The sequence below is a fragment of the Catellatospora sp. NPDC049609 genome (assembly GCF_040675365.1).
Classification (GTDB): domain Bacteria; phylum Actinomycetota; class Actinomycetes; order Mycobacteriales; family Micromonosporaceae; genus Catellatospora.
On record NZ_JBFAOU010000198.1, the window covers coordinates 1 to 13,674 of the forward strand.

The following is a 13,674-nucleotide window of genomic DNA, read 5'->3' on the forward strand; positions in this document are numbered from 1 at the left end:
CCGCCGCGGCGAGGATCCCCAGCCCGCCCTGCGTGACTTCCTGCATCGGGTACGCGAACGCGGCGTGCGCGGGTACGCGGAGATCCCGCTGATGGCACATGGGCGAAAGTCGGGCCAAGATTCGCCCGATTGCCTGGCAAGTCGGACGATCATGGGGGTACGCAAGCCGCGGGTAACGCCTCGGAAACGGGGCCTTGACGGGTGCGTTACGGCAGCGGAGACTGTGGCGCACTGTGAACGTTCACAGAGGAATTCGCCATTTGACGGAGGACCTATGCGTACCAAGCGGCTCAGCGCGGCGCTGTCCGTGCTGCTCGCCGGCGCCCTCGTGGCCGGGTGTTCGAGCAGCCCGGAAGAGGAGACCCCGCAGGAGACCGGCCCGGTCGAGCTGACGTTCTGGACCTGGGCGCCCAACATGGACAAGATCGCGGCGGTGTGGAACGAGGCCCACCCCGACATCAAGGTCACGGTCAGCAAGCAGGCCGGCGGCGACGAGGCGGCGGCGAAGTTCCTCACCGCAGCCAAGGCCGGCAACGCGCCCGACCTGGTGCAGGCCGAGTACCAGATGCTCCCGTCGTTCGTGGCCGCCGAGGCCGTCGCCGACATCAAGGCCGACGTCGAGGGCGTGCGCGGCGAGTTCTCCGACGGCATCTGGCGCCTGGTCACCCTGGGCACCGACGCCGTCTACGGCCTGCCGCAGGACAGCGGCCCGATGATGCTCTACTACCGCCAGGACCTGTTCGCCCGGTACGGGCTCGAGGTTCCGCGCACGTGGGAGGAGTACGCCGCCGCGGCCCGCACCGTGCACGCCAGGGACAAGTCCGTCTACCTGGGCGGCTTCTCCAGCAAGGACCCGGGCTGGTTCGCCGGGCTGGCGCAGCAGGCGGGCGGCCAGTGGTGGTCCATCACCGGCGAGGCGTGGCAGGTCGGCATCAACGACGACGCCACGAAGAAGGTCGCCGACTTCTGGGGCGGCCTGGCCAAGGAGGGTGTCGTGGACACCCAGGCGCCGTGGACCCCGGAGTGGAACGCCGCGCTCAACGGGGGCAAGCTGCTGACCTGGTCGTCGGCGGTCTGGGGCCCGGGTGTGCTGAGCAGCAACGCCCCCGACGGCAAGGGCAAGTGGGCCATCGCGCCGCTGCCGCAGTGGAGCGCCGGGGAGAACCACTCCGGCTTCTGGGGCGGCTCGTCCATCGCGGTCTCGGCGGGCTCGAAGCACCGCAAGGCCGCCGCGCAGTTCCTTAGCTGGCTGAACACCGACGCCAAGGCCGTCGACCTGCTGATCAAGGAGGCCGCGATCTACCCCGCGGCCAAGAGCGGCCAGCAGCTGCTGACCACCGCGCCGGAGTACTTCGCCAACCAGCCCGACTTCTGGCAGCAGGCGACCACCATCGCGGGCACCGCGCGGGGCTTCACCTTCGGCCCCAACGTCAACGTCGCGTACGGCGCCTACAAGGACGCCTTCGACAAGGCGGTGCAGCAGAAGTCCTCCTTCACCGACGCACTGGCGGCGGTGCAGGACGCGACGGTCGCCGACATGAAGAAGTCCGGCTTCACGCTGGCGAGCTGACCCATGTCCACGGCACAGCAGGGTGCCCGCGCGGCTCGCGCGGGCGCCACCCCCTACCTCTACCTCGCCCCGGCGGTCGTGCTGTTCACGCTGTTCGTGGCCGCCCCCATCGGGTACACCGCGTACCTGAGCATGCGCCGGGTCAAGTTCTCCGGGCTCGGGCTGGGCAAGAACTCGCGCACCGAGATCTTCGTGGGGCTGGACAACTACCGGGCCGCCGTCGCCGACGGCGAGTTCTGGGCGGGCTGGCTGCGCGTGCTCGGGTACGCCGGCCTGGTGCTCACCCTGATGCTCGGGCTGGCGCTGGTGTTCGCGCTGCTGCTGGACTCGGCGCGGGTGCGCCTGGCCCGGTTCTCCCGCATCGCGATCTTCCTGCCGTACGCGGTGCCCGGTGTGGTCGCCACGCTGCTCTGGGGCTTCCTCTACCTGCCCAGCCTGAGCCCGGTCCACGCCACGCTGCGCGCGTTCGGCGTCGAGAACGTGGACCTGCTCGACCCGAGCACGGTGCTGTTCTCGATGGTCAACGTCGCGATCTGGGGCGGCACCGGCTTCAACATGCTGGTGCTCTACACGCAGCTGCGGGCCATCCCCCGCGACTACTACGAGGCCGCCCGCATCGACGGGGCCAGCGAGCTGGCCATCGCGCTGCGGGTCAAGGTGCCGATGCTGGCGCCGGCCCTGGTGCTGACCACGGTGTTCTCGATCATCGCGACGATCCAGGTGTTCACCGAGCCGATGACGCTGCGGCCCATCTCCAACGCGGTCAGCTCCACCTGGAGCCCGCTGATGAAGGTGTACACCGACGCGTTCGTCAACGGCGACCTCTACTCCGCGGCGGCCACCTCGCTGGTCATCGCGCTGATCTCGGTCGTGCCGTCGCTGCTGTTCATGCGGCTGGTGCGCCGCCGGGCGTTCGGGGAGGAACGTTGACCGCCACCATGCTGGACAAGCCACGGACCACCGCCGGCGCGGACCGGCCGGGCGGGGTACGCCGCCCGCTGGGCTTCGCGCCGACCGCGGTGCTGCTGCTCGGGGCGCTGTACTGCCTGCTGCCGGTGTTGTGGGTGGTCACCGCGTCCACCAAGACCCGCGGCGAGCTGTTCACCTCCAACGCGTTCGCCCCGGGCACCGGACTGCTCGACAACATCGCCGACCTGTCGGCGTACCGGGACGGGATCTTCTGGCAGTGGATGGCCAACACCGCGCTCTACGCGGGCGTCGGCGCGCTGCTGTCCACGGCGGTGTCGGTGCTGGCCGGGTACGCCCTGGCCAAGTTCCGGTTCTTCGGCCGCGACGTCATCTTCAACGTGCTGATCGGCGGCATCCTGGTGCCCGCGGTGGTGCTCGCGGTCCCGCAGTACCTGCTGCTGGCCAAGGCCGGGCTGGCGAACAGCTACTGGGCGGTGCTGCTGCCGAGCATCCTGCACCCGTACAGCATCTACCTAGCCCGCATCTACGCGGCCGCGGCCATCCCGGACGCGCTGCTGGAGGCCGGGCGCATCGACGGGGCGGGCGAGCACCGGCTGCTGCGGGTGGTGGCGCTGCCGCTGCTGGCGCCGGGCATGGTGACCATCTTCCTGTTCCAGTTCGTGGCGATCTGGAACAACTTCCTGCTGCCGTTCATCATGCTCGCCGACGACGAGCGCTTCCCGCTCACCGTCGGCCTGTACACCCTGCTGGCCACTGGGGCCAACCAGCCCGCGCTGTACCACCTGGTGATCATCGGAGCGCTGCTGTCGATCATCCCGCTGATCGCGTTGTTCCTGACCATGCAGCGGTACTGGCGGACGGATCTCTCCGGCGGGTCTGTGAAAAGCTGATGGGCGTGACGAACAAGCGGCGTCCCACGATCCACGACGTGGCCCGTGCCTCGGGGGTCTCCCGGGGCACGGTGTCCCGTGCGCTCAACGGGGACCCCTACGTCAGCACCGCCGCGCTGGCCGCGGTGCGCCGGGCCGTCGCCGAGACCGGGTACGTCGTCAACCGCGCCGCGCGCAGCCTGGTCACCCAGCGCACCGGCACCGTGGTCATGGTGCTCTCGGAGCCGCAGGAGAAGCTGTTCGAGGACCCGAACTTCAGCGTGCTGCTGCGGGTGGCCACCCGGCGCCTCGCCCAGCGCGACGTCGCGCTGGTCATGATGGTCGCCGGCGACGACGGCGACCGCGAGCGGGTGGTCCGCTACCTGCGCGGCGGGCACGCCGACGGGGTGCTGCTGCTGTCGGCGCACTCCGGCGACCCGCTGCTCGCCGAGCTCGACGGGCTGGAGATCCCGGCGGTGGCCTGCGGCGCCGTGCTCGGCCGCGAAGGCGTGATCCCGTACGCCGCCGCCGACGACCGCGAGGGCGCCCGGCAGATGACGCGGTACCTCGTCGACCGGGGCCGCAAGAAGATCGGCATCATCACCGGCCCGCTCGACACCCCCGGCGGGCTGAACCGCCTGGAGGGCTTCTGCGACGTGCTCGGCCGCAAGGCGGTCAAGAAGCTCATCGCGCACGGCGACTACTCCCGGCACAGCGGCGAGACCGCCATGGCCGAGCTGCTCGACCGGGTCCCCGACCTGGACGCCGTCTTCGTCGGCTCCGACCTGATGGCCGCCGGCGCGCTGGCCGTGCTGCGCGCCCGCGGCCGCCGCGTCCCCGAGGACGTCGCGGTCGGCGGCTTCGACGACTCCGCCATCGCCGGCTCCACCCACCCGAAGCTCACCACCGTCCGCCAGCCCCTGGAGCAGGTCGCCACCGAGACCGTCCGCATGCTGCTCGACCTCATCGACGGCGCCGACTCCGTCGACTCCCTGGTCCTGCCCACCGAACTCATCACCCGCGAATCCGCCTGACCGAAAGGAAGGGCACCTTCTTAACGCTATGCGTAGAGGAAGGGCACCTTCTTAACTCTCGCGGAGCCCGCACCCGGATGGCGGCGTCGCGGGTGGTGCGGCCGGATGGTTCCGGGCGGCCGGCAGGACGCCGGCTCACGTGCTCAGCCGCGCAGTACGTCCACCGACCGCAGGTCGCGGTGTGCGTGGTGCACCTCCGCTATCTCGGCGAGCGCCTGGCGGCCGAGCGCGCGGTAGGCGGAGGCGAGCAGGCGCAGCGAGTCCGCGCGGTAGGCGTCGGCGTCGAACCAGTGCAGCTCGCGGCCCAGCACCAGCGCGTACGCGGGCTCGCCGGCGGCCAGTTCCCGCTCGGCCTGCGCGATCCACTCCCGCACCTGCGGCGCACCGGCCCGGTAGGCCTCGTAGCGCTCGTTGTAGCGCTGATGACCGCCGCGCGGGTCGCCGGACCCGTCGGGCAGCGCCGGACCGACTCCCCCGAGGATCGGCGGCCGGGCCGCGCCCACCCACCGAACCGCGCCGTCGTGGTCGCGGGCCCGCTCGTCGGCGTCGGCGTACGCCGCCACGGCCCGCCGCAGCTCGGCGCGCTGGCGGGCGCCGTCCGGCTCGTCGTAGTCGGGGTCGTCGGCGGCGTCCATGTCGGCGTCGTCGAGCCGCCTGCCCACCTGGGCGAGCACGGTGGGCAGCTGCTCGGACCAGGTCTCGGCGGAGTCGCGGGCGTAGTTGTGGACCACCATCGTCGGCAGCTCGGCGGGGTCGTCGTACCACAGCCCGAAGTGCAGGCCGTCGCTGTCGCCCCACAGCACGGTGACGAACTCGGGCGGGTCGCAGCGGAACCGGGAGTCCAGGCGCTCGTCGAGCCCGTCGCGGCCGGTCAGGGCCAGGCCGCCGTCCTCGAAGTACCGGGTGATGCCGCCGGGGCTCAGACCCACGCCGTCGGCCAGGGCGCGCCGGCCGGCGTCGCCGATGCCGTCGAGGAACGCGGCGAACACCGCGAGGTGGCGGGGCAGGCGCAGCCCGTACCCGCGTAGCACGCGCTCGGCGACGGCGTCGAAGCGGCTGTCCATCGTGGCCAGTGACGGGGCCACCCGCTCGTGGTCGAAAGCGAAGTCGCCCATGCCCGCTCGCCTCCCGCGTGCCGCACCGGCCCACGCGAGCCGAACCGCCACGATGCCACAGCCGACCGCTCGCCGAGCACCGGGGCGGCCATCGTTCAAGATCGCTGATCCCGGTCAGAACCACGCGGTGAGGGTCAGGGCAGGGCGGCGCGGACGTCCTGGGCGAGGTGCGGGGTCACGTCGTCGAGGACGAGGCGGTAGTAGCGGCCCGACGGGTCGGCGAGTTTCCGGTGCTCCTGGCCCCGGACCGAGTACACGGCATCCTGCGTCACCCGCAGCACCGGCCGGGCGTCGACGGGCGGGTCGACGACGAAACCGCGGAAGCCGAGCGGGGCCGGTGGTTCGGCGGCGGCCTGGAACTCCGCGGCGCGGGCGTCCAGGTCGCCGTAGAGCTGCTCCGCCGCACCGTCGCTCAGCGCGACCTGCGGATTCTCTCGGCCCGAGAACAGGTCGACCGTCACCGCGTACGACGATTCCGGCGGTGGTCCGTCGGCTGTGGACGCACAGGCGGACACGGTGGCCAGCAGTGCCAAGGCAAGCAGGCCGGCGGCTCGGGGCAGCTCCCTCGCGGCGCGCGTCAACTTCTGGGTTGTCGTGACAACGCAGAAGTTGTCGTCTGCGGACCGTGACATGGCCGGTCACCTCACTGCAAGCACTGGTGGTGGCGCCCGGTTCGACGCGTCCATCGCATTGTAGGTTCCGCGGTCGTGCCGCGCGGCTCGTCGCGAGCGGCGCGGCACCCGGCGCGATGAGGGTTAAGAAGGGCACCTTCTACAACGCATGGCGTTAAGAGGGTGCCCTTCCTTTCCTAGAGGAGGGTGATCAGGGGGAAGGTGCCGGTGGGGGTGGGGAGGCGGTCGGTGGTGTTGTTCTTGATGTAGCCGAGGCGGAGCTGGGCGCCGGGGGTGAGGCCGAGGGTGGCCAGCGGGACGGCGGCCTCGATGACGGTGTCGTTGCGGACGAAGGTCATCGCGCCGAGCGGGGTCCAGGACCAGCCGCTGCCGCCGTGGTCGTACAGGTTGGCGTTCTCCAGCATGAAGTCGCCGCCGGAGGGGTTGGTCCAGCCTGCGGCGTGGTAGCCGGTGGCGGTGTTGTTGTCGGTGTTGAGGAAGAACTGGCCGAGCACGTTCAGGCCGGTGCCCTTGACGCACAGGTAGAGCGTGGTGCCGTTGTTGGTGACCGACACCGACTGCACGCCGGTGCCGCCGGACAGGACGGGCGTGATGCCCGCCCAGTCCCCCGCGTTGCCGTCCACGGTGATCGCCGGGTTTCCGCCGCCGGACGTGGCCGTGGTGAAGGTGCCGTTGGGGCTGTTGGTGGTGCCGCCCGCGGACACCGAGCGGACCCGGAACTGGTAGGCCGTGCCCGGTGCCAGCCCGGACAGTGTCACCGAGTGGCTGGTGACGTTGCTCGCGCCGGTCGCCGTGGAGCCGTAGGACGTGGTCGTGCCGTACTCGACGACCGACGACGAGGCGACATCCGTGGTCCAGGTGACGGTGGCGCCGGTCGTGGTGACGTTGGCGTACTGGACGTTGCTGATGACGGGTGCGCCGCCTCCGCCGCCGGTGCCGTTGAGCAGGGTGACCACCGGGAACGTGCCGCTCGCGGCCGGGAGCCGGTCGGTGGCGGAGTTGTTCTTCAGGTAGCCCGCCCGCAACTGCGATCCCGGTGCCAGGCCCAGCGTCGACAGCGGGATCGCCGCCTCGGCCACGGTGTCGTTGCGGGTGAAGGTGACCGCGCCCAGGGAGGTCCAGGCCCAGCCGCCGCCGGCGTGCCGGTAGAGGTTGCCGTTCTCCAGCATGTAGTCCGCGCCGGACGGGTTGCTCCAGCCGGTCGCCTGGTAGCCGGTGCCGGTGTTGTTGTCGGTGTCGAGGTAGAACTGCCCGAGCACGTTGAGCCCGGTGCCGCGGGCCAGCAGGTACAGGTTGCCGGCGTTGTTGGTGACCGACAGCGACTGCACGGTGGTGCTGCCGGTCAGCACCGGCGTGATGCTCCCCCAGTCACCGGCCGCCCCGTCCACGGTGATCGCCGGGTAGCTCCCGCCGGACGTGGCCGTGGTGAACGTGCCGTTGGGGCTGTTCGTGGTGCCGCCCGCCGATGCCGAGCGCACCCGGAACTGGTACGCCGTGCCCGGTGCCAGCCCCGAGAGCGTGACCGAGTGGCTGGTCACGTTGCTCGCACCGGTCGCGGTGGAGCCGTAGGAGGTCGTGGTGCCGTACTCCACCACCGACGACGACGGGATGTCCGTGGTCCAGGTGACGGTGGCGCCGGTGGTGGTGACGTTGGCGTACTGCACGTTCGAGATCACCGGCGGCTGCGCCGGGGGTGGCGAGCCGGACGGCGTCGGCGACGGCGACGGCGGGGTGCCGCCGCCGGGCACGGTGAACCTCACCGAGGAGCCGCCGAAGTTGGCGACCCGCAGCCACGTCCACACCTCGGTGCCCGCCATCGCGGCCGGGAAGACGTAGTCGCGGTCGAACTCGAACTCGGCCCGGGTGCCCGACTGCACCACCCGCACCGGCCAGCCCCGGTTGGTGGGCGAGCTGGGGCTGCTGAACTTGAACACGTCGCCCTGCCCGGCCCCGGCGTGTGGAAGCAGGTACGCCTGGTTCAGGTTCTCCAGGTAGAGGCGCGAGTCCGGGGAGGTGGGCCAGGACGGCTGCCAGCCGGTCGGGCCGTCCTTGTCGTAGTCGAAGTAGATCATCTCCTGGGCCAGGCTGATGGTCTGCTTCGCCTCGACCATCATGAAGAACCGGTCCCCGACGAACTTCACGTAGACCTTCGTGATGCCCTTGCCGTTGCCGCCGGCGGGATCGTTGAAGATCGGTGTCTCGGCGTTCCACTCCCCGGTGCTGCCGTCCGCGACGAACCCGCCGTAGAGGTTGGTCGGATGCGCCCCCGTCTGCGCCGGCGCGGCCAGGCCCTGCGCGTCGAGCCAGTTCTTGGCGTCGTCGTACACGGCGGAGTTGAAGTGGTTGGCCCCGGACACGTCGTAGGCGAGGTAGTCCGAGTTGTTGACGACCTCGTTCATCCACTTCTGCGTGCCCGAGGCGGGCACCCGGAAGTCGATGATCGCCACGTTGAACCCGTCGGCCTGGTTGGCCTGCGCGTTGATGTAGTCCTTCCAGAACCCGCCGAAGTTGTCGCGGCTGCGGTAGGTCGGCGAGGCCGGGTTGGTGTTCCAGTTGGCCTCGAAGCCGGGGCTGGTGTCGTAGAAGCCCGGGATGTAGGTGTTGTAGTACCAGGACTCGGTGACGAAGATGTTGATCGCGTGCCGGTAGCGGGACGCGAACTGCGAGGTGCCCTCGTCGGGGTTGAAGTACCAGTAGCCGCGGTTGGACGCGACGACCTTGCTCGGGTCCACCGCCTTGATCTTCTCGACGAGGTCGACCATGCCGCCCGCGGTGAAGCCGAAGTTGCCGCGCGGCCCCCAGGAGATGCCGGGACCGGCGCCGCCGACCGGGTCGGGCGTGTCCACGGTGTCCAGGAAGACCCCGTCGTAGTCGCCGTCGTGCACGATCTTGTCGACCTGGTACGTGACGAACTTCTGCCAGGCCGGGTCGCCGCCGTTGATGTACCCGCCGCCGTAGGTCGGGTTGACGTCGACGGTGCCGTCGCCGTCCTTCCAGTACCCGCCGTACAGGTAGCGGCTGTCATTGACCCAGGTGCCCTGCTGGTCGAGATACCACGGCATGACGCCGTTGTTGCGCCAGGTCAGGCGGTTGCCCCAGGACGAGTAGTTCGCGCCTATGCTCGTCCCGGCGTAGTTGGCGTACCCGTCCTCGTACGTGCCGTCCGGCGTCGCGCCGCCCTCGACGTTGAGGTAGGAGCCGGCGGCGTTGTAGTTCCACGGGTTCGGGCCGTGCAGCGGGCCGGACGGGCCGCCGTAGCCGGCGGGCAGCAGGCCCAGGTCGATGCCCTTCTGGATGGTCATGTGCCCGCTGTGCCCGGGGATGATGGTCGGCAGCATCTCGCCGACGGACAGGTACCCGAGCACGATCACGTCGTCGGCGGTGCCCAGCGCCCCGTCGTTGCCCCGCTTGATCTCCTGGACCTGGGCGGAGGTGACCGACTCGAAGTAGAAGTGGTCGCGGGTCACGTTCAGCACGCGCAGCGTCGGTTCGAGCACGACCAGGTCGTACCCCTTGAGCTGGTTGACCTTCGCCTGGTCGACGGCGCCGTACCAGAACGCGGTGCGGCTGTGCTGGTTGAGCGTGGGGACCTTGCCGTAGAACGGGGTCCGGCCGATCTCGAAGCCGGCCGCGGCCGCCGGGGTCGCCGCGGTGGCGACGAGCCCGGCGGTCAGCGCGGTCGCCGCGAGCAGCGCGGCGGCGAGCAGCCGCGCGATGCCCCGGCGGTGGCGGAACGGTGTTGCAGCGGTGCGGTGCGGCTGAGCTTGGCGGTTCATGTGCACCTCGCTTCGGGTGGAGGGGTCAGCTGATGGTGATCACTGCGGTGTAGACCTCCGGCGAGCTGCCGGAGCCGTGGAACACCGCCCGGTGCGGGCCGAGCGGTGCGCCGCCGAGCACGTCGGACAGCACGGCGGCCGGGACGCGCCAGACGTAGTGGTCGTCGTCGCTGGAGACCAGCGGGCTCGGCCCGTCGACCGGCGCCCAGCTCCAGCCGGTGCCGGTGTGGCGGTAGAACCAGCTGTTCTCGATGAGCAGGTCCGCCCCGATGCCCGCGGTCGCGAACCCGGTGGCGGCGTCGCCGTCGACGTCGATGAACAGGTGGTGGAAGTCGAACGGCAGGTTGAACTTCGCCTGGTAGGTCACGCCGTCGGTGCCGATGACCCCGCCCGCGCCGGTGATCGGGTCACCGGACGGCAGCGTCGTGGTGACGGCCAGCGGCCCGGCGGCGGCCGAGCGGTTGCCGCTGCCGTCGCGGGCGTACGCCGTGACGGTGTACGCCGTGCCCGGCTCCAGCCCGCTGACCGGCACGGTGACCGTGTCCCCGCTGGTGACCAGCCACGACGGCAGCGACAGCAGCGGCTGCCCGTCCAGCTCGACGTCATAGGCGGTGACGTCGGCCTCGGCGGAGGCGGTCCAGGCCAGCCGCACGCTGGCGACCTTCGTCTCGGCGGCGCGCAGCCCGGCCGGGGCGGCGGGCGGCGAGGCGTCGGCGGCCTTCGTGGTGACGGTCGCGGCGCGGCCGGGCGCGGAGACGTTGCCCGCCGCGTCGCGCGCGGCGACGGCGACCCGGTGGCTGCGCGCCGGGTCGAGCCCGTGCAGGGTGACCAGCGGCAGCGCGTTCAGCGTGCCGGTGACGCGAACGCCGTCGAGGTAGACGTCGTACCCGGTGACCCGGCCCTCGTCGGCGGCGGGCAGCCAGCCGACCGTGGCCTCGGTCGCGGTGGTGTGCACCGCGAGCGGCGTGCCCAGGACACGGGGCGCGGTGCCGTCCGGGCCGCCGTCGGCGGCGGCGGCGAGCTGGCCGGTCCAGTAGTCGGCGGGCGGCAGCGAGTCCCACGGGTTGGCCAGCACGTCCGGGGTGACGTAGAGGTAGCCGGCCTGGCGCTGCTTGCTGAGCGCGACGGCGTCGCGCATCTGCTCGGCGGTGCCGGTGGCGTGCACCAGGTGCCAGAACCGGCGCGGGTCGAGCGCGCGGTGCCAGGTCGGCGGCTGCCAGCCCAGGTACGTCTCGTAGGTGCCCTCGAAGGTGAGGCTCACGTCGCCGACGTCGGCGTAGCACGGCTCGGTGTCGATACCGGGGTTGACCACGGTGAACGCGCCGGGCTGGGCGCGCCGCACGTGCCGGTCGAGCGCGCGGTAGGTCTTGACGTAGGAGTCCTGCGGGCCGCAGACGTTCTGCACCTCGTCGAAGAAGATCCCGCCCAGGCCGTCCGCGCCGTAGAGCCGGTACCAGGTGGCCACGTCCTGCTGGACCTGCGCGGCCCAGGCGGCCGGGGTGGTCTCGTTGAGCCTGGTCGCGCGGCCGGTGGTGCCGAGGTAGCCGGTGGCGACGTAGCCGAGTACGCGTACCCCCGCTGCCTTGGCGGCGCTGATGGCCGCGGCGTAGTTAGGGTCGCGGGTCTTGCCGGGGCCGGAGAAGGGGTTCGCCACGGCGATGCCGACGCCCGGGACGTTGAGCTGCTGCCACAGGGCGGCGCCGTCACCGCCGGGGTAGAAGTAGGCGGGCACCGCGAGCTGCTGCGCCGCGCCGTGGTGGGTGCCGCCGGTCGCCTGCGCGGGCGTGCCCGCGGCCAGGGTGGCGAGCAGTGCGGTGAGAACGGCCGCCGCCCGGAGGTGCAGGCGTCCGCGGCCATGCCGGTGCAGCATGGTCGTGTCTCCGATCTGGGAGAGGTGAGTGGTTGCGTCCGGCTTTGCTCTGCTCACCCATACGCACGTGCGTATGGGTAAGCAGAGCAAAGCGGCTGGGACGGGGACGCCGTCAGCTCTTGTTGCCGCTGAAGGCGATGCCCTGGATGAAGTGGCGCTGCATCACGGTGAACACCACGATGACGGGCAGCGAGGCGAGCAGGGAGCCGGCCATCAGCACCGGGTAGTCGGTCTGGAACTGGCCCTGCAGCGAGGCCAGGCCCGCCGACAGGGTCATCTGCTCCGGGTCGGTGTTGACGATCAGGGGCCAGAACAGGTCGTTCCAGGACGCCAGCACGACCAGGATGCCCAGCGCGAGCAGGCCGGGCTTGGCCAGCGGCAGCATGACCGACCAGTAGATGCGCAGCGGCCCGGCCCCGTCGAGGCGGGCCGCCTCGTCGAGCTCGCGGGGCAGGCCGAGGAAGAACTGCCGCAGCAGGAACACGCCGAACGCGGAGAACAGGCCGGGCGCGATGATCGCGCCGAGCGAGTTCAGCCAGCCCAGGTCGGCCATGATCTCGTACTGCGGGATGACGAACAGCGCCGGCGGCACCATCAGCACCGACAGGAACAGCCCGAAGAGCAGGCCCCGGCCGGGAAAGCGCAGCCGCGCGAACGCGTACGCCGCCATGGAGCAGAACAGCAGCTGCCCGGCGGTGCGCGCGGCGGCGACCAGGGCGGTGTTGAGGAACTGGTCGCCGAAGGGCAGCAGCTCGAACACCTGGGCGTAGTTGGCCCAGCGCCAGTCCGGCGCGATGGTCGGCGGCACCCGCGTGGCGTTGGTCAGCGTCTTGAGCGAGGTGAGCAGCTGCCAGACGAACGGGATCACCATCACCGCCGACCCCAGGATCAGCGTGACGTGCGTGCCCGCCATCCGGCGCTTCGGGTCAGCCATAGTGCACCCACCGCTTCTGCAGCCGGAACTGGATCGCCGTGAAGACCACGATGAGCACGAGCAGCGCCATCACGATCGCCGCGGCGTAGCCCCGGTCGTTGGTGTAGAACGCCTTGTCGTAGAACAGCCCCACCACGGTCTGGATGCGGGGCATGGCCGGGTTGGAGCGGGCCGCCTGGCCGCTGCCGGCCATCACGTACACCAGGTCGAACAGCTGCAGCGAGCCGATCACCGACAGCACCGAGACGAAGAAGATCGACGGCGACAGCAGCGGCAGGGTCACCCGGCGGAACTGCGCCACCGGCCCGGCCCCGTCGATCTCGGCCGCCTCGTAGAACTCGCGCGGGATCGCCTGCAGGCCGGCCAGGAAGACCACGATGTTGTAGCCGAGCCCCGCCCAGATGCAGACGGCCACCAGCGCGTACAGCGCGGTGGCGGGGTCGGCGATCCAGTGCGGGCCGTCCACGCCGAGCACCGACAGCAGCTGGTTGACCAGGCCGAAGTCGCCGTTGTAGAGCCAGCGCCACACCATCGCCACGGCGACCGGCATGGTCACCACGGGCAGGAAGAACAGCGCCCGGTACACCGACACGCCGCGCAGCCGGGGCTGGTTGAGCAGTGCCGCGAAGACGATCGCCAGCGGGATGCCGAGCAGGCCGAGCAGCGCGAACAGCAGGGTGTTGGCCAGGGCCTGCCGCACCTCCTCGTCGGCGGCCAGGGCCCGGTAGTTGTCCAGCCCGATCCACTCGTGCCCGCCGAACGGGCCCCACTCCGTGAAGGAGAAGTACCCGGTCTGCAGCACGGGCCACAGGTAGAACACGGCCAGCCCCAGCCCGGTCGGCGCGATGAGCAGGTACGCCCATCCCGCCTCGGCGGTCCACCGGCGCCGCCGGCGGACACGGCCCGCGGGCGCCGGGGCGGGCACCGCGGCCGCAACCCGCGCC

Annotated in this window: 10 protein-coding genes; 4 read left to right on the plus strand and 6 right to left on the minus strand. The window is 71.3% G+C overall.

Translation table 11 applies throughout. From position 1 onward, the window contains the following. The first annotated feature begins 274 nt into the window (after positions 1–274). From AB0J67_RS34065 to AB0J67_RS34080, 4 genes are read left to right on the plus strand one after another with little or no spacing between them, the layout of a single operon-like run. Complete coding sequence (locus AB0J67_RS34065; protein ID WP_363488662.1) at positions 275–1,570, plus strand: sugar ABC transporter substrate-binding protein; 1,296 nt, start codon at positions 275–277, stop codon at positions 1,568–1,570. Between the two features lie 3 nt (positions 1,571–1,573). Further along, complete coding sequence (locus AB0J67_RS34070; protein WP_363488664.1) at positions 1,574–2,500, plus strand: sugar ABC transporter permease; 927 nt, start codon at positions 1,574–1,576, stop codon at positions 2,498–2,500. Beyond that, on the plus strand, positions 2,497–3,390 hold the full coding sequence (locus AB0J67_RS34075) for a carbohydrate ABC transporter permease (RefSeq protein WP_363488666.1): 894 nt from the start codon (positions 2,497–2,499) through the stop codon (positions 3,388–3,390). Before AB0J67_RS34070 ends, AB0J67_RS34075 begins: the two co-directional genes overlap by 4 nt. After that, entirely contained in the window at positions 3,390–4,403 is a 1,014-nt protein-coding gene (locus tag AB0J67_RS34080) for a LacI family DNA-binding transcriptional regulator (RefSeq protein ID WP_363488668.1), read from the plus strand. Before AB0J67_RS34075 ends, AB0J67_RS34080 begins: the two co-directional genes overlap by 1 nt. 143 nt (positions 4,404–4,546) lie before the next feature. Here the strand turns inward: AB0J67_RS34080 and AB0J67_RS34085 are convergent, their stop codons facing one another. The 6 genes from AB0J67_RS34085 to AB0J67_RS34110 form a co-directional block, all read right to left on the minus strand. Beyond that, on the minus strand, positions 4,547–5,518 hold the full coding sequence (locus AB0J67_RS34085) for an ADP-ribosylation family protein (protein ID WP_363488670.1): 972 nt from the start codon (positions 5,516–5,518) through the stop codon (positions 4,547–4,549). 134 nt (positions 5,519–5,652) lie between these two features. After that, positions 5,653–6,150, minus strand: coding sequence for a hypothetical protein (locus AB0J67_RS34090; RefSeq protein ID WP_363488672.1), 498 nt, complete (start codon positions 6,148–6,150; stop codon positions 5,653–5,655). Positions 6,151–6,326: 176 nt separating this feature from the next. Continuing rightward, a complete protein-coding gene (locus AB0J67_RS34095) occupies positions 6,327–9,926 on the minus strand; it encodes a fibronectin type III domain-containing protein (protein WP_363488674.1) in 3,600 nt (1,199 codons plus the stop codon). Positions 9,927–9,951: 25 nt separating this feature from the next. Beyond that, a complete protein-coding gene (locus tag AB0J67_RS34100) occupies positions 9,952–11,796 on the minus strand; it encodes a spherulation-specific family 4 protein (RefSeq protein WP_363488676.1) in 1,845 nt (614 codons plus the stop codon). A gap of 112 nt (positions 11,797–11,908) precedes the next feature. Further along, complete coding sequence (locus tag AB0J67_RS34105) at positions 11,909–12,730, minus strand: carbohydrate ABC transporter permease (protein WP_363488678.1); 822 nt, start codon at positions 12,728–12,730, stop codon at positions 11,909–11,911. Then, on the minus strand, positions 12,723–13,674 hold a 952-nt coding region (locus AB0J67_RS34110), incomplete at its 5' end, for a sugar ABC transporter permease (RefSeq protein ID WP_363488680.1). The genes AB0J67_RS34105 and AB0J67_RS34110, both read right to left, overlap by 8 nt.

Excerpts from the sequence above, each read along its gene's own strand:
- AB0J67_RS34065 (WP_363488662.1), top strand. The coding sequence starts at position 275 with ATGCGTACCAAGCGGCTCAGCGCGGCGCTGTCCGTGCTGCTCGCCGGC.
- AB0J67_RS34070 (WP_363488664.1), top strand. The coding sequence starts at position 1,574 with ATGTCCACGGCACAGCAGGGTGCCCGCGCGGCTCGCGCGGGCGCCACC.
- AB0J67_RS34080 (WP_363488668.1), top strand. The coding sequence starts at position 3,390 with ATGGGCGTGACGAACAAGCGGCGTCCCACGATCCACGACGTGGCCCGT.
- AB0J67_RS34085 (WP_363488670.1), bottom strand. The coding sequence starts at position 5,518 with ATGGGCGACTTCGCTTTCGACCACGAGCGGGTGGCCCCGTCACTGGCC.
- AB0J67_RS34090 (WP_363488672.1), bottom strand. The coding sequence starts at position 6,150 with ATGTCACGGTCCGCAGACGACAACTTCTGCGTTGTCACGACAACCCAG.
- AB0J67_RS34095 (WP_363488674.1), bottom strand. The coding sequence starts at position 9,926 with ATGAACCGCCAAGCTCAGCCGCACCGCACCGCTGCAACACCGTTCCGC.
- AB0J67_RS34100 (WP_363488676.1), bottom strand. The coding sequence starts at position 11,796 with ATGCTGCACCGGCATGGCCGCGGACGCCTGCACCTCCGGGCGGCGGCC.
- AB0J67_RS34105 (WP_363488678.1), bottom strand. The coding sequence starts at position 12,730 with ATGGCTGACCCGAAGCGCCGGATGGCGGGCACGCACGTCACGCTGATC.